Here is a 20,777-nt window from a genome sequence, read left to right as displayed (position 1 = left end):
GCAGTCAGTAGATAAAATGTCAAATGGTTTTCAGTATCAAGGTGTCTGATTTTGCTCAATTCTTTGCAACTGCGCCAAGACATCTGCGGGCAGTTGGGTTCTATGCTCGTTGGCCTGTTCAATGGCATCAATCACCGCATGAGTGCCGTCACCATTGATCCTGAGGCTGAACAAGCTGCTGTGGATGTAGGTGCGCTTGTCGGGATAACAGGTCATTTGAGTGATGACCCCGCGCAAAGCGTGTTGGACCTTCATGCGGGCACTATAACGCTCGTCAGGATCATCGCTGTTAAGACTGCCCCTGACAGACCTCACACGGGCCAAATGCTGCTCTGGAGTTGCGCTACCGCTCACACCAGCTAGCTCTGTTCTCAGGGCTGCGGTGGCGCTTTCATCGGCTCGAATTTCATCTTCGAGGTCGCCAAGCTGGTTGGCTAATGCCTCGCTGAACCGCGCAGTCAAGTTGGCAACTAGGTTTGCCACCTGTGCCCTCTTGTGCTCTGTAATGCGTTCACGCTCCGCAATTACCTGCTCAATTTCCGCGATCCTATCGGGAAGCGCGAAGCTGCGGTTATCGAGGGCGCTATTGAGCAACACATCAAGGATGGTGGATTCAAGGGCCTCGTATCTGATCCGCGAGGAGTTTGAGCAGCCAGCAGAGCGCCGGTTGCTATTACAGCGATATGAGGAGCGCTCTGTCCGGCAAGTATAAACCCGCTCCTCACCAGCCTTAGTGCGATGCTTGGTAGGACGACCCCGCCGCTGCTCCAGCTGATAATACATCTTGCTGCCGCATTCTGAGCAGGTTGCCAGACCAGCGAAGAGGTTACGCAATCGCACCTGCTCGGCACCACCACTAAAGGAGCGCAGGGCCTTGGCTGCTTGGGCTTTGTTGAAGAGGTCCGCGCTGATGATCTGCGGATAGTAGTCGGGTATAACAATACCCTTGCTCACCGCGTGATGGCTGTCCTGACCATGCTTCCGCGACTTGGGAGAGAATTCACCCAGCACTGCGCGGTTCTTGAGCAGCTTATGCAGGTAGGCGGTGTTCCAACCATCGCTTGCTCGTTTGCCATAAGCCCAGCTGGGCTCACCCCTGCTGTTGATGCTCCGCACGATGGCGGGCAATCCCATGCCCTCAACGTAAAGCTCGTAAATTTCTATGACCAGTTCTGCCCTGTGGGTATTGGCAACCGCGCAACCGGTCTTGGGGTCAATTTCTAGCCAACCAGGAAGGTGCTTGCTGTGGGCTTTTCGGTCGCCAGCCACCATTGCTTCGATCTTTTGGTTCCAAGCCTGCTGAACCCGCTTACTCTTGTCATCACTGGCACGGTGATCAGCTTCTGCCTCAACGATAACAGTGATGACCTGCCCCATGTCGGGCTTTTGGCCTGCGCTCCAAACCTTGCTCCCCTGTATGGTGTGAACGCTGATTCCAGCCATTGTGAGGTTGGTGAGGATCTTGAGAGCTTCCTCCCAACCTTGACGCGTCAAGCGGTCCAAGTTCTCAACTACGAGGACTGCGCCGTTTCGGAAGTGACCTGCATTGGCCTTGCGCTCTAGGTCATAGAGTGCGCCACCAGGCTCTCGGTGTGTGCCTGCGTAGGCAGACTTGCCCTGGTCGGTAAAGTCGCGCTCCAGCTGCGTCTGGGGGTCGTCAAACGGATAATCCCATTCATTGTGGAGTTTGATGAAGCTTCGTGCGCCGTCAAGCTGGCGCTTGAGCGAGGTCCCTTTGCCCTGTTCAAGAGAACTGTAGCGGGCGTAGATGTAAGCTGGTGTTGTCATATCGGGCTCCAGAAAAGCACATTCCAGAGCGTTGTGCTACTGTCGCCAAGCGCATCCGCGACGGTGCAGTTCTGGTGCAAACCCCTGATGAAGTGACGGAACTTCTGCAAAGTTTTACCGGCGAGCCGCGGTCTCGCTTTCGCGTGTCGGACGACAGCACTGCGTTCGATTACGACGAACTCAGCAAACTGGAATGGGGGGAATCGCGCGCAGATTTAAGCGGCAACATCGCAAACCTGCTGACCAAGGCTCCGATCGCGGTCGACGAACTGATCCGCCAATCTGGGGCGGGCGCTGCGCAGGTTCATATGGCGCTGCTCGAACTTGAAATATCGGGCGAGATCGAACGTGAGGGAACCGGAATGGTGCGGCGCGGGGCCTGACAGCCGCCGCGCCGCGCGTCGTCTCACTTGGCCGGCGGAACCACCACGCCGCACGCCATGCGATCGCCGCTTGAAGCCATGGCCATGTAATCATCCGCGCCAGCATGGATCATCACAGCCGTTCCGTCAGCATCGGAAAGGGTATAGGGATAACGGCCATTATCGGGGCCGGCCACATTGATTTGCGGCACGAAAATTTCGGCCTTGGCTGTGCCATCAGCCAGTACGTCGATGTTGGGTAGATCGCCAACATGGTAGCCGCCTTCGGACTTGAAGCCGTGTTCGGCATCCAGCGGGTTGAAGTGGCCGCCAGCCGCCTTGAAGTCGGGCGCGCACATGCCCTTTTCATGCAGATGCAGCCCATGCGGACCCGGTGTCAGGTTCTTCAGATCGACGCTGATTACCACACCATGAAGCGTTTGCGTAAAGGTGGCCGTGCCCGCTTCCTTGCCGTCGGCCGTCATCAGGTTGGCCTGAACCATGTCGGAAGGCGTTGTGGCAGTGACGGGGCCAGCTACCATCAGCGCAAGCGCGGGTAGGCCAAGCGCACGGATTACAGACGAAGACTTCATCGGGATTCTCCTTGGTGTTACCAGGAACAAGCCATTTTTGCGCGGGAAGTTCCGAAATGCACGGCGGGTTGCACATCTGCCGCGATGCATGGTTGCCCCTATTCGCAATCGCGCAAAGCGCCGCACAGGGGCGAAGCAATGCCATGGACACTGCCTTTGCCATTGCCTTGCGCCTGTCGCTCGGCCACGGGGGGGCGCGTTTCAACGCTTGACGCATTATCGCCACGCGCTCCACCCTCGCGCGTACACACGTAAGGGACACCTCGGCACCATCATGCAGCTCGTCATCGTAGAATCGCCCGCCAAGGCCAAGACCATCGAGAAATACCTTGGCAAGGACTTCAAGGTTCTTGCCTCGTACGGGCATGTCCGCGACCTGCCGCCCAAGGATGGCAGCGTGAAGCCAGATGATGACTTTGCGATGGATTGGGAACTGTACCGCGACAAGCAAAGCCGGTTCAAGGAAATCGCCGACGCGGCCAAGGGTGCGAGCCGTCTGGTTCTGGCAACTGACCCCGACCGCGAAGGCGAAGCGATCAGCTGGCACGTTCAGGAACTGCTGAAGAAGCGCAAGAGCCTGCCCGCCAAGGTCGACCGCGTTACCTTTAACGCGATCACCAAGCAGGCGGTGACCGATGCGATGACCCGCCCGCGTGAGCTAGATCAGCCGCTGATCGACGCGTATCTGGCGCGCCGCGCGCTCGATTACCTGTTTGGCTTCACGCTATCCCCCGTTCTGTGGCGCAAGCTGCCCGGTGCCAAAAGCGCGGGGCGCGTCCAGTCTGTCGCGCTGCGTCTGATCGTTGAGCGTGAGCGCGAGATCGAGGCGTTCCGCGCGGATGAATACTGGAGCGTGGTTGCGCGGATGCTGCATGACGGCACCGAATTTGATGCGCGCCTTGTCAAATTCCGGGGCGAAAAGCTGGAGAAGCTCAGCCTTGGCGCGCAGGGTGTTGCGATGGAGGCCAAGGCAGCTGTCGAAGCCGGGCGCTTCACGGTCGAAGGCGTCGAGACCAAACCGGTGAAGCGCAACCCTGCGCCGCCGTTCACCACATCGACACTGCAACAGGAAGCTGCGCGCAAGCTTGGTTTTTCAGCCCAGCACACGATGCGGCTGGCGCAATCGCTGTATGAAGCGGGCGCCATCACCTACATGCGGACCGACGGCGTACAGATGGACATGGGCGCGATCATGGCCGCCCGCGATGCCATTGCAGCGCGTTTTTCCGAAGATTATCGCCCTGAAAAACCGCGCTTCTACAGCACCAAGGCCAAGAACGCGCAGGAAGCCCACGAAGCGATCCGTCCGACCGATTTCACGCGTGAACGCGGGGGCGCAGGCGACGAAGGCAAGCTGTATGATCTGATCTTCAAGCGCGCGATGGCAAGCCAGATGGCCACCGCACAGCTTGAACGAACCACCATTACCTTGCGCGATGCGACCGGGCAGCATGAACTGCGCGCCACCGGTCAGGTGATCCGTTTCCCCGGGTTCCTCGCCGTGTATCAGGAAGGGTTCGATGACGCCGATGATGATGAAGGAAGCCTTCTGCCAGTCATGAAATCGGGTGATCTGCCGGCCAAGCGCGCCGTTGATGCAACCCAGCATTTCACCCAGCCGCCGCCGCGCTTTTCCGAAGCGTCGCTGGTGAAGCGCCTGGAAGAACTCGGCATCGGGCGTCCATCCACCTATGCCTCGACCATTCAGACCCTGCGTGATCGTGCCTATGTCCGGATGGAAAAGAACCGTTTCTTTGCCGAAGAATCGGGCCGTTTGCTGACTGCCTTCCTCGAACGCTTCTTCCCCACCTATGTTGCCTATGATTTCACCGCTGGCATGGAAGACGAACTCGACGTCGTTTCGGACGGGCGGGAAGAATACAAGGTGCTGCTTGCGCGGTTCTGGAAGGACTTCAAACCCAAAGCCGACGAAGTGATGGAGAAGCTGCCTTCGGAAGTGACCGAGGCGCTGGATGAATATCTGTCCGATTTCCTGTTCCCCCCGCGTGAGGATGGCGGCGATCCGCGGGCCTGTCCGCTTTGCGCAGCCGAAGGCCGCGATGGCGGGCGGCTGGCGCTGCGCGGTGGCAAGTTCGGTGCGTTTGTGGCCTGTGCAAACTACCCCGAATGCAAGTTCACCCGCCGCTTTGCGCAACCGGGCGCCGATGGTGAGGATGCCGCCGATGATGGCGTGATGGGACAGCACCCCGAAACGGGTGAGGATATTCATCGCAAGACCGGACGCTTCGGCCCCTACGTCCAGATGGGGGAAGGCAAGGAAGCCAAGCGCGCCTCGATCCCGAAGGATCTTGACGATTTCGACCTGGATTGGGCGGTGAAACTGCTCGATCTGCCCCGCATCATCGGCGCGCATCCTGATACAGGGTTGGAAATCGAAGCCAATATCGGCCGCTACGGGCCTTACCTGCGCCATGACGGCAAATATGGTAAGCTGGCCAACACACGCGAAGTGTTTGAAGTGGGCATGAACCGCGCCGTCGATCTGCTTGCGCAATCTGCGACCCGCGGCGGTGCGGCGCGCGGCAAGGCGGAAGCCATCGCCACATTGGGCGCGCACCCTGTCAGCGCTGGGGAAATCAAGGTGATGCCGGGCCGCTATGGCCCCTATGTCACCGATGGCACCACCAATGCGACGATTCCGCGCGATGTGAAACCCGAAGACGTGACGCTCGACGCCGCAATTGCCTTGATCGATGCGCGCATCGCCAAGGGCCCTGCCAAGGGTAAGCCCAAGAAAAAGGCCGCCCCCAAGAAAGCCGCGCCGAAGAAGGCAGCCGCCAAGAAAGCACCGGCAAAAAAGACCGCCGCCAAGAAACCTGCCGCCAAAAAGGCGCCAGCGAAAAAGGCGGTATCAGCCAAGGACACCTGACAACACGATGAACCGATGCTGGGAACGCTGCAAAAAGGCGTTCCCGGCGCGGTATGTTTGTAAATAATAAAGCATTTGGACCCTACCACGGTGCCCGGAAAAAGGGCTGCGCCGTGATTGAAATCGAAGTCCAGAACGAAACCCATCAGAACCAGGCCCGCATCCGCTTTGCGGCGGTGCCGCGTATCGGTGAAGGCATTCGTCTGCGTGAACCTGATGGCTTGTGGGCCAGCTATGATGTGCTCGATGTCTGGTATCAGAAAGCCGAATTCGGCGATGTCTGGATGCCGTATCTGCACATCCGCATGACACCGGGCGAAGCGGTGGGAACGCCGGATGCGGCCGATCCGTTTTCAGATGATTTTGCCGCGCAGGCGTTCGAGGCGAGCTTTGCCAAAATGGGCGGGGGGCGGTAATCGTGCACAACCTTATCAAGCGCAATTCAGGCCCCAATCGTCGCACCGGATTTGAAGGCAAGACGCTGGCGGAAAAGCTGGCGCAGAACGAAGCCATGCTGGCTGCGGCCGCTGACGTGGACGAGGCGCGCATCGCTGCTGAAACCGATGCTGCGGCGAAGGAAGGCGCCCCGCCGCGCCCGGCCGGAACGACTGGATCAGGCGCCGAACCCGAAGCTGCGAATGACGAAACCGCTGCCATCGTGGCCGCTGCCAAGGCGATGCGCGACCGTTACGGGGCAGCGCCCGCGGCCGCAGCAGCCAAGACCTGCCTGATCGTCGACGACAGCCGCGTGATCCGCAAGGTTTCGTCCAAGATCGCGCTGAGCCTTGGTTATGTCCCCGTTGAAGCGGAAAACGGGGAAGAAGCGCTGGCCCGCTGCAAGAAATCGATGCCCGATCTGGTTCTGACCGATTGGAACATGCCCGAAATGGACGGGATCGAATTCGTTACCAAATTGCGCAGCATCCCCACGCCCAAGGAACCCGTGGTCGTGTTCTGCACTTCGAACGGAGAGGCCAAGGACATTCACGATGGCATTGCGGCAGGTGCCGATGATTACATCGTGAAGCCTTTTGACGAGGCTGCTCTCAAGGCTAAGCTGGAAAAGCTGCGGCCTGCCTGACATTATAAATACTAACCAAGGTTAATAACCCCCACGATGGACACGACTGTCCATCTCTGCGACCGCGAAATGTGTCCAAATGCGGGCACAACTATACAGAAGGCGGTCAATGCCCAAATCTCTCGACCAGAAGAACGACATGAGCGTCGGGCAGATTACGTTCCGCCAACTGGCTGATGCGATGCCGCAAATGGTCTGGTCGACCCAGCCCGACGGCGCACACGATTACTACAATGCTCGCTGGTACGAATTCACCGGCGCGCCTGTGGGATCGACCGATGGTGAAGGCTGGAACGGCATGTTCCATCCTGAAGACCAGGAACGCGCATGGGCGATCTGGCGCAGCTGCCTTGAAACCGGTGAGCCTTACGAAATCGAGTATCGGCTGCGCCATCACAGCGGCGACTACCGGTGGACGCTGGGGCGTGCCTTGCCCGTCCGATCGGACGATGGCAGCATCATCCGCTGGGTCGGCACCTGTACCGATATCAACGAACACAAACAAACCGCGCAGATGAACGCGGTTCTGAGCCGTGAGTTAAGTCACCGGATCAAGAATATCTTTGCGGTTATTGGCGGTATCATCGGCATTTCTGCGCGGCAGTTTCCCACCATGGAAACGCTTGCACGCCAATTGCAGGCGCGTGTTTCGGCCTTGGGCCGCGCGCATGACTATGCCCGCCCGCACAGTGAAGACAGCGCGCCGCATAGCGGGCCTTCTTCGCTTTCAGAACTGCTGCGTCAATTGATGGTCCCCTATCCGGTTTTGGACGAAGGGCGTCTTACGATCGAGGGCGATAGCGTGCTGATCGATGACCGCGGCGCAACGCCAATTGGTTTGGCTTTTCACGAATTGGCCACCAATTCGATGAAGTATGGCGCGATGTCGTCGCCTGATGGTCGGGTTGCGATTCAGATCGATGTCGAAGATGGATTGGTTGCAATCAAATGGCATGAATCGGGTGGGCCGCCGGTTACAGAGCCTGAGCAAACCGGGTTTGGGACCCAACTGACTGAGATCGCAATTACAGCGCAACTTGGCGGCACGATTGACCGCGTTTGGGCAAAAGACGGTCTTTGCGTGAATATTCGGGTGCTGGAAGAACGCCTCAGCCGAAGCTGATCAATTGAAGCATTGCAGGCATTGAGGCGCTTCGATCTCGCGGCCGCGGCGACGTTCCATTGCGTAACTGACGGCGGTTAGCAGCACTTCGGGTTCGGCTGGCTTGCTGATAACGCCGACAGTTCCGGCAATCCCGTTGCCGAGAAGACGGGGGTTGGCCGTAACAAACACCACCGTCGCGCCAAATTCCGAACATAGCCGTGCGCCAATCTCCGGGCCGGTCAGCCCATCGCGCAGATGCAGATCGACAAGCGCAATGGCCACGCCTTGTTCCGCATGGGTGAGCGCTTCGGTAAGATCCGCCGCAACAGCGCGCACTTCATACCCGGCGCGTTCGAGAATGCTTTTCATCTCAAATGCGATGAAAAATTCATCTTCGACAATGAGAATGGGTTCGGACATGGATTGCAAAAGACCTGTCATGACCTCTCGGTTCCCTTTTCAGGACATTTTTTTTCAGGAAGCACTGACCGATAACTGACGGACCGATCGCCCGATCCGTAATCTGGCACAGTCACACCGCCCCTTATCTGACCCAGTCCAGACCCATCTCTTCAAAGATTTCCTTGTCTTCGGCCCAGTTTTCAAGCTGCTTGACGTGCAAGTAGAGGTGAACCGGCACGCCGAGCACTTCCGATAATTCCTTGCGAGCCGCAGCCCCGATCTGCTTGATCCGGGAACCGCCTTTGCCAAGCACGATCGCACGCTGGGTTTCCCGGGCCACGACGATCTGCTGATGAATCTCGATACTGCCGTCCTTGCGCACTTCGTATTTTTCGGGACGCACGGCGCTGTCATAGGGCAGTTCTTCGTGGAGCTGCTGGTACAGCTGTTCGCGGGTAATTTCCGCGGCAAGCAGGCGTTCGGACGCGTCCGAGACCTGATCTTCGGGATACATCCATTCGCCATCGGGCATCATGGCTGCCAGCGCATCCTTGAGTTCCGGCACGCCGTCACCCGTCAACGCGGATACGAAATAGATTTCGGCAAAATCGACCTTGCCGCCCAGATCCTGCGCCAGCGCCAGCATGGGTTCCTTCTTGGCGCGGTCGACCTTGTTGATGACAAGGATCTTGCGTTCCGGCCGCCCAGCCAGCGCCTCAAGCAAAGGTTCCAACTCATGGCGGCGCTGCTTGATCGGATCGACCAGCAGCAACACCGCATCAGCTGCCTCGGCGCCTTCCCACGCCGCGCTGACCATTGCGCGGTCAAGCCGGCGGCGCGGTGCAAAGATACCGGGGGTATCGACCAAAATCATCTGAACAGGTGTTCCTGCCAATTCATGCAAGGCAATTCCCAGCATCCGCGCGCGAGTGGTTTGCGCTTTGGCAGAGGTGATTGCGACCTTCTGGCCGACTAGCTGATTTACAAGCGTCGATTTGCCCGCGTTGGGCGCGCCGATCACGGCAACCATGCCGCATTTTTGTTGGGTCATGTCATGACTTCCTGGCCGCAGAATTTTTGCTTCGTTCCAACGCGGCTGCGGATCGCCGTTTGGGTTGGGAGCCGTCCGGTTCCGATGTTGGCACCGCCTTAGCGCACTTAGCCGAATCGTTCCAGAAACGCTTTTGCCGCCAGACGTTCGGCTTCGCCCTTGCTTGTGGCTGTGGCTTCGGCGGCGCCGACGTTGCGGACGCTTACCTGCACGGTGAAGCGCGCCGCATGATCGGGTCCGCTGCGGTCCGTCACTTCATACAATGGGGGCGCCCGGCGATTGCCCGCGGCCCATTCCTGCAGCGCGCTTTTGGGATGCTTGGCCTTGCCGACATCGCCATCCAGTTCATTGGCCCACAGGCGATAGATCATCGCTTGCGCCGCATCGAACCCGTTTTCGATAAAGCATGCGCCGATCAACGCTTCCATCACATCGCCCAGGATCTTGTCGCTATCAGCGCCGCCATCATCGCGGGCCTGTTTGCCCAGCCGGATGTGCTGGGGAACGCCGATTGACCGCGCAATGCGTGCGCAGGTCGTGCCGCTGACCAGCGCGTTAAGACGCTGCGACAGCTTGCCTTCGGGCGCGTCGCCCGCGTGAAACAGCCAGCTTGCCACAGACAGGCCCAACACCCTGTCGCCCAGAAATTCGAGCCGCTGATAATCGGCCGCATCAGCGCCTGACCCATTGTAGCTGCCATGGGTCAGCGCCTCCACCCAGGTCGCGGGTGTGGTGACGGTGAACCCCTGATGTTCGAGCCAGCCCAACGTGGCGGGTGACAGCGCGGTCACAGCAGGTTTCCAATCCGGTCCCAGCGCGCTGCGTCAAACCAGCTGAAGGGGTCGCCCCAGTCGGCGCTCCCATCGGTTGACCAAACGATGATCGCCGCGCGCCCGACCAGCAGATCCTGCGGCACCATGCCAACCCCATCGCCTGCCATCGCCGCAAACCGGCTGTCCCGAGAATTGTCGCGGTTGTCGCCCATCACGAACAGGTGGCCTTCAGGCACGGTCTGTTCGGCAAAGCCATCATACGGCGTTGGACCGAAATCGAGTGTGATGAAGGATTTGCCTCCCGGCAAGGTTTCACGAAAGGCGGTATAGCGACACGTTTCAGCAGTTGGCGCATCTGACAAAGTGTTGTGTGATACCACGCCGCCCCAGCCGCAGCCGGTGTTGGCTGACTGGGGTATCACAGTGTCATCAACCGCGTCGCGGCGCAGTTGGACGCCGTTCAGGATCACGGTGCCGCCAATCATGGCAACCTTGTCGCCCGGCAAACCGATCACTCGTTTGATATATTCCTGGCCGCCAACCGGGTGTTTGAAGATCACGATATCACCGCGCTCTGGCGAGCGGGCCAATATCCGTCCTTCGGGAAGCGACACATCAAACGGAAGAGAATGGCGCGACAGGCCATAGGGCCACTTCGCCGCGAGCAGGAAATCGCCGTTCATCAACCGTGGGAGCATGCTTTCCGACGGGATCGAAAACGGGGAAAATACGACGGTTCGAAAAACGAGCACTGCCAGCACGAGCTTGATCAGAAACCAGAAAAACCCGGCCCAGCTATCGCGGGCACGTGCGCCATCTGCGGCAGGGTGCGGGGCCGCAAGCGATTGGGTCTTAACATCCATCGCCTCTGCCCTTACTCGCACCGGCACACTTGCGTAAAGGGGAACGGCGATGAGCACTTCGGGCAATGTACATGGCGAAGCTGCCGCTGCACAGGCATGGACGACGTTGCGCGGAATGCAGCATACCCCGCTGTCCGATCTGTTTGCCACCGATCCAGATCGGCCCGCGGCGCTTACCCGCAGGATCGCATGGCCGATTGAACCTGGCAGCCCGGCTGAAGCGGGTATGCGAATCGATTTTTCCAAGACGCACCTGTCCAGCGACATCCTGACCGCGTTCGAAACGTTGGCGCAGGCTTCTGATTTCGGCGCGGCGCGCGATGCGCTGTTTGACGGCGGGATTATCAATGTCACCGAAGGCCGCGCCGCCACCCACGGCGCGCTGCGTGGCAGCGGCACCCCTGCTCAGGTAGAAGAAGCCGCCGCCTTGCTGGATCGCATGGGAATGCTGGTCGAAGCGATCCATGAAGGCGCCTTGGGCGAAATCAGGCATTGCATCGCTATCGGCATCGGCGGGTCTGCGCTGGGCCCCGCGCTTGCCATCGATGCTCTGACCCGCGATCTGGCGCTGGTGGATGTGCATGTCGTGTCGAACATCGATGGGCTGGCAATGGAACAGGCGTTCCGCGCTTGCGATCCCGAAACCACGCTGATCGCGGTCGCATCGAAGACCTTTACCACCATCGAAACGATGACCAACGCCAACAGCGCGCTGCAATGGCTGGCCGAAAACGGCGTCGATGACCCGGGCGGCCGGGTGATTGCGTTGACCGCGTCGCCCGAAAAGGCGGTTGAATGGGGTGTGGATGAAACCCGCGTGCTGCCCTTTACCGAAAGCGTGGGCGGGCGCTACTCTATGTTTTCATCAATCGGATTCCCGGTCGCGTTGGCGATTGGCATGGATGAATTCCGGGCGATGCTGGCAGGCGCCAAGGCGGTGGACGATCATTTTCGCGCCAACGAAGGCCGCGACAACGCGCCGCTGCTCGCTGCCTTTGCTGATCAATATTACACGCGGCTGCGCGGTTGCCAGACCCGCGCGGTGTTCGCCTATGATGAACGGCTGGCACTGCTGCCCGATTACCTCCAGCAGCTTGAGATGGAATCCAACGGTAAAAGCGTCACTGTCAGCGGGGCGCCGGTGGATGCGCCGACTGCGGCCATCACATGGGGCGGGGTAGGGACCGATGCGCAGCACGCCGTGTTCCAGTTGCTGCATCAGGGCACGCATCTGATCCCGGTCGATTTTCTGGTCAGCATCGCACCGGGCGATCAATTGAATCCCGCCCATCACCGCATCTTGCTGATGAATTGCCTGGCGCAAGGCGCAGCATTAATGGCGGGCAAACCCTCCGACGATCCAGCACGTGCCTATGCCGGCGACCGGCCGTCAACGACATTCTTGATCGACGATTGCGATGCCGCGGCATTGGGCGCTCTGATTGCGTTTCACGAACATCGCACTTTTGCCAATGCTGTCCTGATGGGCATCAACCCCTTCGACCAGTTCGGTGTTGAACTGGGCAAGGCGATTGCCAAGCAGATCGAAACGGGTGAGGGCACGTTCGATGCCAGCACAAGGGCACTGATGGCAGCAGCAGGTCTGGGGTAAGGGCGACACGGTTGACTTTTGGCCCGATCGCGCCCATCTGCACCGCATCGAAGCGCGCTAGCCATGCGTGAAGCGGCGGAAATCTAAAAGCATCCGCCCCGGCCGCTCTTCGGTTCTACCTTTCAAGACTTCCCTTTTCACGCGGGCGGTTTCAACCCCCGCGCCGTGCGTGGCGTGCCTGTGAACGTTTGGCGTTCAGGCAGCCGAGCGCGCGTCGCAGATCAATTGCGAGCTTATTTCACATGACTATTTTTGCTGACCTCGGGCTGTCGCAGCCCGTTCTTCAGGCGCTTGACCTCAAGGGCTATTCTACACCGACGCCGATTCAGGAACAGGCTATTCCCGCCGTTCTGAAGGGCCGCGACCTGCTCGGAATCGCGCAGACAGGCACCGGCAAAACTGCCGCGTTCATGTTGCCGAGCATCGACCGCTTGCGCGAAGCCGACAAGCAAATCCCGTTCAAATCATGCCGCATGCTGGTGCTGGCCCCGACCCGCGAACTCGCGGTGCAGATCGCGGACAGCGCCAAGGATTACGGTGCGCTTGCCGGGTTGAAGGTGCAGTGCATCGTCGGCGGTACCAGCGTGGGCAAGGACCGCAACAAGCTGCACCGCGGCACCGACATTCTGGTCGCGACCCCGGGCCGCCTGCTTGACCTGATCGACCAGAAGGCATTGAACCTGGCAGGTATCGAGATCCTTGTGCTCGACGAAGCGGACCAGATGCTTGATCTCGGCTTCATTCACGCGCTGCGCAAGATCAAGGAACTGGCCCCCAAGGAGCGCCAGACGCTGTTCTTCAGCGCGACGATGCCCAAGGCGATCAAGGAACTGGTCAGCGGGTTCTGCAACAACCCCGTGCAGGTGTCCGTTACCCCCGAAAGCACGACTGCCGAGCGTATCGACCAGTACCTGTTCATGGTGCAGCAGGACGAAAAGCTGGCGCTTCTCGAAATGGTTCTGAAGGGCCGCCATCAGGTGCCCGGCGCCATCGAACGCGTGCTGATCTTCACCCGGACCAAGCATGGCGCGGACCGCGTGGTGAAGAAGCTTGAGCAGGCGGGCATTCCTGCCAATGCGATCCACGGCAACAAGTCGCAGCCGCAGCGCCAGCGCGCGCTCGACGAATTCCGCAAGGCGCGTGTGCCTGTGCTGATTGCGACAGATGTGGCCGCGCGCGGGATCGACATTCCGGGGGTCAGTCACGTCATCAACTACGAACTGCCCAATGTGCCCGAACAATACGTGCACCGCATCGGCCGCACGGCGCGGGCGGGTAAGAGCGGGATTGCGATTGCCTTTTGTGCCGAGGATGAACGCGCGTATCTGAAGGATATTCGCAAGACGACCGGCGCTGAACTGGATCGTCTGGCACTGCCCGATAACTTCCGTGCCGTGGTGGAAGGCGAAGGCCCGACCAAGCCTGCACCGCGGGTCCCGATGAAGCGCGTCAACCCGCGGCCCATCGGCCAGCGCAAGCCGCAGGGCGATCGCAAGCCGCAGGGCGACAGCCGCGGCGAACGGCGCCCGCAGCAGGGCGAACCGCGCCGTGCCGAAGGTGATCGTCGTCCGCAGGGTGATCGCAAGCCTCAGCAGGCCAATGGTCAGGCGCGCCCCGCCGGAAACGGTGGCGGTGGTGATCGGCGCCATGCAGGTGGCGGCGCGCGTCCCGGCGGCAATGGTGGCGGTGGCAACCGTGGCCGTGGTCGCCCCGGCGGCGGCGGTGGTCGTCCGCGCTCTGCCAATGTCTGAATTGAACGGGGGCCTTTCTGGCCCCCGTTTCATTTGACCAATCGCACCTTTTCGCCGCGCCGTGGTTGCCCCCATCGGCGCGCGCCGCCATATGCGCCCGGTCCCCTAAAGGAGCAGCGCCGTGGCCGACACTTATGATTTTGATCTCTTCACCATCGGAGCAGGGTCCGGGGGCGTACGCGCCAGCCGGGTAGCCGCTGCCCACGGCGCCAAATTGGCGGTGGCCGAAGAATACCGCGTAGGCGGCACCTGTGTCATTCGCGGTTGTGTGCCCAAGAAGATGCTGGTGTACGGCGCGCACTTTGCCGAAGATCTGGTTGATGCACAGCATTTCGGCTGGACTATCGGCGAAAAAAGCTTCGACTGGGCGACCTTGCGCGATTCCGTGCAGCAGGACGTGTCGCGTCTGGAAGGGTTGTATGGGCAGACGCTGGGCAGCCACGATGTGACGATCTTCAACGAACGGGCAACAATTACGGGCGATCACGAAATTACGCTGGCGAGCGGAAAGGTCGTGACTGCGCGATACATCCTGATTGCCACCGGCGCGCGCCCGTTCGTACCGCAGTTTCCGGGCAATGAGCATGTCATCACCTCGAATGAGGCTTTTCATCTTGAAACACTGCCGAAGCGTATTCTGATCGCAGGTGGCGGTTACATCGCAAACGAATTTGCCGGCATTTTCAACGAATTCGGTTGCAAGGTTACGATCGCCAACCGTTCGGACACGATTCTGCGAAGCTATGATGCAAGCGTGCGTGACCGGTTGCTGCAGATATCGATGGTCAAGGGCATTGCCTTCCTGTTCCATGCCGAGTTCGAGCATATCGAAAAGCAGGCCGATGGCACCCTTCTGGTCACGCTGTCGGGGCAGGAGCCGTGCGAATATGATGCGGTAATGGTTGCAACCGGCCGTGTCCCCAATGTGGAAGGTCTGGGACTGGAAACCATCGGCGTTGAAGTCGGTAAGCGGGGCGAAATCGTAGTCGACGCTTTCAGCCGCACCAATGTCGATTACGTCTATGCCGTAGGCGATGTGACGGACCGCGTGCAGCTGACACCGGTTGCCATTCGCGAAGGTCAGGCGTTTGCTGATAGCGTGTTCGGCGACCGCGAGCCCTACGCTGTCGATCATTCCTGCGTGCCGAGTGCCGTCTTCAGCCATCCGCCCATCGCCGCTGTCGGCATGACCGAAGGCGAAGCGCGCAACACGTTGGGGAACATCAAGGTCTATCAGTCCGATTTTAGACCGATGAAGAATGTCGTGGCTGGCCGCAACGAACGCAGTCTTTACAAGATGATCGTCGATGCCGGAAGTGATCGGATCGTGGGAATCCACATGATCGGCCCCGAAGCGCCCGAGATCATGCAGGCTGCAGCGATTGCGGTGAAGGCCGGACTGACCAAGGCCGATTTTGATGCCACGGTGGCGATCCACCCCACGATGGCCGAAGAACTGGTGCTGTTCAAATAGCGCGCACCGCGCAAAAGGAGGGCGTGTTTTGGACCTTAATGACAAGAACGTGCTGCTGACCGGCGGCAGCGCCGGGATTGGGCGGGAAATGGCGCGCCAGCTTCAGGCCAAGGGCGCGCGCGTGATCCTGACGGGCCGCGATCCCGCCCGGCTTGACTCGATGCGCGCCGAAGGATTCGAGGCGCTGACTGCCGATCTGTCGAACGCCGCCGGGGTCGATGCCTTGCTGGCGCTGCTGGGGGATCGCCCGCTCGACGTCCTCATCAACAATGCCGGACAGCTGGTCGATCATGATTTCCGCAAGGGCGCGCCCGATGCCGACGCTGCGGATGAAGGCATTTACGCCAACCTTACTGCGCCTATCCGGCTGATCACAGCGCTGGTCCCGCGTCTGCGCGGCCGGCCTCAGGCGGCGATCGTCAATGTCACTAGCGGCCTTGCTATTGCTCCGGCGGCGCGTCAGCCGGTCTATTGCGCGACCAAGGCGGGACTGCGGTTCTACACGCTGGCCCTGCGTGAACAGCTGAAGGACACATCGATCCAGGTGATCGAGGCACTGCCCCCCGTAGTTGACACGCAGATGAATGACGGGAACCCGATGAAGAAGATGCCGGCGGAAGAATGCGCGCGGCAGATCGTTGCCGCCATCGAGCAGCAGCGGGACGAGGCGAATATCGGCATGACCCGCGCCCTGCGGATGGTTGAATCCATCGCGCCGTCGCTGGCGCGGCGGATGACGTTGCGGTTTTGATCTAGCCGCCAAGCCGCTTTGGCGAGAAGGTTTCGGGCGATAGTCCTCCCGCAGCGCAGTCTTCGGGGAAGGGCATCCCCAGCACCGCCGCCGCTGCGATGCGCGCCAGGGTGGGGGCTGACTGAAAGCCTGCCCCACCTTGCCCGGCACACCACACAAAGCCGGGCGCGCCGGTGGCTTGGCCCACTACCGGCAACTCGTCTGGCGCAAAGCTTCTTAAGCCTGCCCAGCTATGGCTGATCCGGCGGATGGCAAGCGTGGTGGCCTGCTCAACCCGGTCAGCCGCGATGGCGATGTCGAATTCCTCCGCGGCGGCGTCGCAAGGGGCCGAACGGGTCTGGTCCATGCTTGATGCCAGCAGGCCCCCGCGTCCTTCAGGCAGCAGGTAGAAGCCTTCGCCGACCGTTTTGGTGAAAGGCCATGTGCTTACATCCATATCTCCGGGCGCGGCAAAGCTGATGACTGTGCGGCGGCGCGGTTCGATCCCGAGCGGAGCGATGCCGGCCATCTGCGCGACTGCATCGGCCCACGCTCCGGCAGCGTTGACGAGGATCGGTGCAGCAAAGTCCCCCACGCTGGTCTCGGCGTGCCAAATCTGCCCGCACTGCGCAATCCCAGTGACACGCGCACCGGTGACAAGAGTGCCGCCCGCGGCCTTCAGCGAAGTGGCGCAGGCGTGGAGCATCGCGTTGGTGTCAAGTTTCAGCGACCCGTGCTCCACCAGCGCCGCTGCGCACGCCTTTGCCTTGAGTACAGGCATCAACGCCTGCGCTTCATCCGCACCGATCCGCATGGTATGGCAGCCATAGCGCCGATGCACCGCCTCCAAAGCATCGAGCGCCGCCGTCTCTTGGGCGCTGGCGATATGCAAGGCCGGGTGCACCGTCGCGAAGGCGGCAAGCTCGGCCATGCTCATCGCGGTCAGATCACGCACAGGCTCGTTCCCGAGGCCGTAATGTGCAAAAGCAACGCTGCGGCCCGAGGCGTGATAGCCCGCCGCAGCCTCGGCTTCGATCACGATCACCCGCGCATCCGGTGCAACGCGGGCTGCGGCTGAAAGACCCGCGATCCCGCCGCCGATCACCAAGACATCTGCGGTTTCCATACCTGCCTTCTCGTTCTCTGCCACGTTTGGCACGTTGACGCTCGCGGCGCGCTAAGGCAACGCGTCGGCAACGACATTGAGAGAGGAACCCCGCGTGTCCGCCAACATCGCCGAAATGGAACGCCGCCGCGAAGCTGCCCGGATGGGTGGCGGCCAAAAGCGGATCGACGCGCAGCATGCCAAGGGCAAGCTGACCGCGCGCGAACGGCTCGAAGTGCTGCTCGACGAAGGCAGCTTCGAGGAAGTCGACACCTATGTCGAGCATGACTGCACCGATTTCGGTATGGAAACGCAGCGCATCCCCGGCGACGGGGTGGTGACCGGCAGCGGCACGATCAACGGTCGGCTGGTGTATGTCTTCTCGCAGGACTTCACCGTGTTCGGCGGAAGCCTGTCGAAGCGTCATGCCGAGAAGATCTGCAAGGTGATGGACACCGCGATGAAGGTCGGTGCGCCCGTGATCGGTCTGAACGATTCGGGCGGCGCGCGGATTCAGGAGGGCGTGGCCAGCCTTGGCGGCTATGCCGAGGTGTTCCAGCGCAATGTGCTGGCGAGCGGCGTGGTGCCGCAGATCAGCCTCATCATGGGGCCGTGTGCGGGCGGGGCGGTCTATTCGCCTGCCATGACCGACTTCATCTTCATGGTGAAGGATTCCAGCTACATGTTCGTCACCGGCCCCGAGGTGGTGAAGACCGTCACCAACGAGGTCGTGACGCAGGAAGAGTTGGGCGGCGCGATCACCCACACCACCAAGACCAGCGTCGCCGATCTCGCTTACGAAAACGACATCGAGGCGCTGCTGGCGACCCGGCGGTTCTTCGATTTCCTGCCGCTCTCGAACCGCGAAGGCGTGCCGCAGCTGCCCACCAGCGACCCGTGGGACCGGCTCGACATGAGCCTCGACACGCTGATCCCCGACAATGCTAACCAGCCCTATGACATGCACGAAGTCATCGCCAAGGTGCTGGACGAGGGCGATTTCTTCGAGATCCAGCCGGCGCACGCGGGCAACATCCTGTGCGGCTTCGGCCGCGTGGAAGGTCGCACCGTGGGGGTGGTGGCGAACCAGCCGATGGTGCTTGCGGGCGTGCTCGACATCAATTCATCGAAGAAGGCCGCGCGCTTCGTGCGGTTCTGCGATGCCTTCGAGATCCCGATCATCACCTTCGTCGACGTCCCCGGCTTCCTCCCCGGCACCGCGCAGGAACTGGGCGGGATCATCAAGCACGGCGCGAAGCTGCTGTTCGCCTATGCCGAGGCGACCGTGCCCAAGATCACCGTCATCACCCGCAAGGCTTACGGCGGGGCCTATGACGTGATGGCATCAAAGCACCTGCGCGGCGATTTGAACTACGCCTGGCCGACCGCCGAGATCGCGGTAATGGGCGCGAAAGGCGCGGTGGAGATCATCTTCCGTCAGGAGAAGGACGACCCCGCCAAGATCGCCGAGCGGACCAAGGAATACGAAGACCGCTTCGCCAACCCCTTCGTGGCAGCATCACGCGGCTATATCGACGAGGTGATCCACCCGCACTCGACCCGGCGGCGGATTGCGCTGGGGCTAAGGAAGCTGCGGACGAAGCAGCTGGAGAACCCTTGGAAGAAGCATGATAATATTCCGCTCTAAACCGAAGCGCATGGCGTTTCGGATCACTAACTCGAGCAAAAGATCCCTGCACATCATGACGGAGCTATGGTGTGAAGAGTTCGATCTCGAACCGGGTGACGTGCTGCATGGGACTGCTAGCATTAAGGAACTGACGGACTCCCTCAACCCGCTGGATTTCGAGATTTATCTTGAAGATGACCACGTGTCGCTTTGGTGTCCGCTTGACGCAGAGTTCAATATTGAAAAGGCGAACTCAGAATGAAACTCGGACGCCTCAACCACATCGGGATCGCCACGCCCTCCATCGCGGACTCAATCGCCTTCTACCGCGACGTTATGGGCGCGACGAAAATCCACACGCCGTTCGACCTTGAGGAGCAGGGCGTGAAGGTCTGCTTCGTCGACACCCCCGGTGCGGACGGCGCGATGAACGGCACGCAGATCGAGCTGATTGAGCCGCTGGGGGAAAACTCCACGCTGGCAGGCTTCATCGCCAAGAATCCGCTCGGCGGGCAGCACCACCTGTGCTTCGAAGTGCCCGACATCGCCGAGGCCCGCACCGCCTACGAGGCCATGGGCAGGCGCATCCTCGGCCCCACGCGCATCGGCGCGCACGGCACCCCCATCTTTTTCGTCCATCCCAAGGACATGGGCGGCATGCTTACCGAGATTATGGAGACCCCGCGCGAGGACGCGCACTGGTCGAACTGACACATCTTACCGGAGAGAAGAATGTCCTACGAAACCATCCGCGCCGACCGTGACGGCCCGCTGCTGACCATCACCCTCAACCGCCCCGAACGCCTCAACGCCATGGCGCCGCAAATGGCGGACGAGCTGGGGCAGGCGTTCTATGATCTTGGGGATGCGCGCGCGGTGCTGATCACGGGGGAGGGCAAGGGCTTCTGCTCGGGCGCGGACCTTTCGGCGCGCGGCGCGGGCTCGGCTCTCGGCAGCAAGGGCGGCAGCCACGAGGCGCTGATCAATCACTACAACCCCGCAATCAGCCAGCTTCTGCGCGCGAACGTGCCGGTGATTTGCGCCGTGAATGGCCCGGCGGCCGGCGTGGGTTGCTCGCTTGCACTGGCGGCGGACTTCACCATCGCTGCCAAGAGCGCCTACTTCCTGCAAGCCTTCGTCAATATCGGGCTCGTGCCCGATGGCGGCTCGACCTGGTTGCTCGCACGCGCCATCGGCCGCGCGCGCGCAACGCGGATGATGATGCTGGGCGAGAAGATCAGCGGCGAGCAGGCCGAGGACTGGGGCCTGATCTACAAGTGCGTCGATGATGCCGACCTTATGACCGAAGCCCGCGCACTGGCGGAGAAGCTCGCGAACGGGCCGACCCTCGCCTACGCCCAGATGAAGCGCAACATCGCCATCGCGCTCGACAACAATGTGCAGATGGTGCTGCTGGCCGAAGCCGAAGCGCAGCGGGTTGCAGGCGCGAGCGCCGATGCGATGGAGGGCGGCATGGCCTTCCTCCAGAAGCGGAAAGCCGCGTTCAAGGGCGCCTAATCACCCTCATAATTCGGGCTGAGCGGTGTTGCTGTGCAACAGTTTCGCT

Annotated in this window: 20 protein-coding genes; 13 read left to right on the top strand and 7 right to left on the bottom strand. The window is 60.9% G+C overall.

The window, feature by feature from the left end; genetic code table 11:
* Window positions 1-36 precede the first annotated feature (36 nt).
* Complete coding sequence (locus tag SJY33_RS06030) at window positions 37-1,788, bottom strand: recombinase family protein (RefSeq protein WP_379921705.1); 1,752 nt, start codon at window positions 1,786-1,788, stop codon at window positions 37-39.
* Between the two features lie 74 nt (window positions 1,789-1,862).
* On the opposite strand from SJY33_RS06030, the gene SJY33_RS06025 reads away from it, so the two are divergent.
* Window positions 1,863-2,171, top strand: a complete 309-nt coding sequence (locus SJY33_RS06025; protein ID WP_379921704.1) for a hypothetical protein — start codon at window positions 1,863-1,865, stop codon at window positions 2,169-2,171.
* A gap of 23 nt (window positions 2,172-2,194) precedes the next feature.
* Here the strand turns inward: SJY33_RS06025 and SJY33_RS06020 are convergent, their stop codons facing one another.
* Window positions 2,195-2,743: a superoxide dismutase family protein gene (locus SJY33_RS06020; RefSeq protein WP_379921703.1), complete on the bottom strand. Its 549-nt coding sequence runs from the start codon at window positions 2,741-2,743 to the stop codon at window positions 2,195-2,197.
* 274 nt (window positions 2,744-3,017) lie between these two features.
* Here SJY33_RS06020 and topA point away from each other — a divergent pair, with 274 nt between their 5' ends.
* From topA to SJY33_RS06000, 4 genes are all read left to right on the top strand, one after another.
* Entirely contained in the window at window positions 3,018-5,633 is a 2,616-nt protein-coding gene (gene topA, locus SJY33_RS06015; protein WP_379921702.1) for a type I DNA topoisomerase, read from the top strand.
* 113 nt (window positions 5,634-5,746) lie between these two features.
* Entirely contained in the window at window positions 5,747-6,049 is a 303-nt protein-coding gene (locus SJY33_RS06010) for a hypothetical protein (RefSeq protein WP_379921701.1), read from the top strand.
* A 2-nt stretch (window positions 6,050-6,051) separates the two neighbouring features.
* Window positions 6,052-6,714 (top strand): response regulator, encoded by a 663-nt coding sequence (locus SJY33_RS06005; protein ID WP_379921700.1) that lies wholly within the window; start codon window positions 6,052-6,054, stop codon window positions 6,712-6,714.
* A 109-nt stretch (window positions 6,715-6,823) separates the two neighbouring features.
* Window positions 6,824-7,837: a sensor histidine kinase gene (locus tag SJY33_RS06000; RefSeq protein ID WP_379921698.1), complete on the top strand. Its 1,014-nt coding sequence runs from the start codon at window positions 6,824-6,826 to the stop codon at window positions 7,835-7,837.
* Here the strand turns inward: SJY33_RS06000 and SJY33_RS05995 are convergent, their stop codons facing one another.
* The 4 genes from SJY33_RS05995 to lepB form a co-directional block, all read right to left on the bottom strand.
* Window positions 7,838-8,260: a response regulator gene (locus SJY33_RS05995; RefSeq protein WP_379921697.1), complete on the bottom strand. Its 423-nt coding sequence runs from the start codon at window positions 8,258-8,260 to the stop codon at window positions 7,838-7,840.
* Between the two features lie 103 nt (window positions 8,261-8,363).
* Window positions 8,364-9,272, bottom strand: a complete 909-nt coding sequence (gene era, locus SJY33_RS05990) for a GTPase Era (RefSeq protein ID WP_379921696.1) — start codon at window positions 9,270-9,272, stop codon at window positions 8,364-8,366.
* A 107-nt stretch (window positions 9,273-9,379) separates the two neighbouring features.
* On the bottom strand, window positions 9,380-10,063 hold the full coding sequence (gene rnc, locus SJY33_RS05985; protein ID WP_379921695.1) for a ribonuclease III: 684 nt from the start codon (window positions 10,061-10,063) through the stop codon (window positions 9,380-9,382).
* The gene (gene lepB, locus SJY33_RS05980; protein WP_379921693.1) at window positions 10,060-10,908 is read right to left on the bottom strand and encodes a signal peptidase I; all 849 of its coding nucleotides are present in this window, start codon (window positions 10,906-10,908) and stop codon (window positions 10,060-10,062) included. Before lepB ends, rnc begins: the two co-directional genes overlap by 4 nt.
* A gap of 49 nt (window positions 10,909-10,957) precedes the next feature.
* Here lepB and pgi point away from each other — a divergent pair, with 49 nt between their 5' ends.
* The 4 genes from pgi (at window position 10,958) to SJY33_RS05960 (ending at window position 16,496) form a co-directional block, all read left to right on the top strand.
* Window positions 10,958-12,520, top strand: a complete 1,563-nt coding sequence (pgi, locus tag SJY33_RS05975) for a glucose-6-phosphate isomerase (protein WP_379921692.1) — start codon at window positions 10,958-10,960, stop codon at window positions 12,518-12,520.
* 242 nt (window positions 12,521-12,762) lie between these two features.
* Window positions 12,763-14,271 carry a DEAD/DEAH box helicase gene (locus SJY33_RS05970; RefSeq protein ID WP_379921691.1) on the top strand — a complete coding sequence of 503 codons (1,509 nt, stop codon included), beginning with the start codon at window positions 12,763-12,765 and terminating at the stop codon, window positions 14,269-14,271.
* A 121-nt stretch (window positions 14,272-14,392) separates the two neighbouring features.
* Window positions 14,393-15,745 carry a glutathione-disulfide reductase gene (gene gorA / locus SJY33_RS05965; RefSeq protein ID WP_379921690.1) on the top strand — a complete coding sequence of 451 codons (1,353 nt, stop codon included), beginning with the start codon at window positions 14,393-14,395 and terminating at the stop codon, window positions 15,743-15,745.
* A gap of 28 nt (window positions 15,746-15,773) precedes the next feature.
* Window positions 15,774-16,496, top strand: a complete 723-nt coding sequence (locus SJY33_RS05960) for an SDR family oxidoreductase (RefSeq protein ID WP_379921689.1) — start codon at window positions 15,774-15,776, stop codon at window positions 16,494-16,496.
* Window position 16,497: 1 nt separating this feature from the next.
* Here the strand turns inward: SJY33_RS05960 and SJY33_RS05955 are convergent, their stop codons facing one another.
* Window positions 16,498-17,601: an NAD(P)/FAD-dependent oxidoreductase gene (locus tag SJY33_RS05955; RefSeq protein ID WP_379921688.1), complete on the bottom strand. Its 1,104-nt coding sequence runs from the start codon at window positions 17,599-17,601 to the stop codon at window positions 16,498-16,500.
* 94 nt (window positions 17,602-17,695) lie between these two features.
* On the opposite strand from SJY33_RS05955, the gene SJY33_RS05950 reads away from it, so the two are divergent.
* From SJY33_RS05950 to SJY33_RS05935, 4 genes are read left to right on the top strand one after another with little or no spacing between them, the layout of a single operon-like run.
* A complete protein-coding gene (locus SJY33_RS05950) occupies window positions 17,696-19,228 on the top strand; it encodes an acyl-CoA carboxylase subunit beta (RefSeq protein WP_379921687.1) in 1,533 nt (510 codons plus the stop codon).
* A gap of 55 nt (window positions 19,229-19,283) precedes the next feature.
* Window positions 19,284-19,472, top strand: a complete 189-nt coding sequence (locus tag SJY33_RS05945; RefSeq protein ID WP_379921686.1) for a hypothetical protein — start codon at window positions 19,284-19,286, stop codon at window positions 19,470-19,472.
* Complete coding sequence (mce, locus tag SJY33_RS05940; protein WP_379921685.1) at window positions 19,469-19,921, top strand: methylmalonyl-CoA epimerase; 453 nt, start codon at window positions 19,469-19,471, stop codon at window positions 19,919-19,921. The genes SJY33_RS05945 and mce overlap by 4 nt, the downstream gene beginning before the upstream one ends.
* Window positions 19,922-19,942: 21 nt before the next feature.
* Entirely contained in the window at window positions 19,943-20,728 is a 786-nt protein-coding gene (locus tag SJY33_RS05935) for an enoyl-CoA hydratase-related protein (protein ID WP_379921684.1), read from the top strand.
* Window positions 20,729-20,777 lie beyond the last annotated feature (49 nt).

Source organism: Erythrobacter sp. R86502 (assembly GCF_042466465.1).
GTDB lineage: Bacteria > Pseudomonadota > Alphaproteobacteria > Sphingomonadales > Sphingomonadaceae > Erythrobacter.
This window is presented reverse-complemented; position numbering and strand designations above follow the sequence as displayed.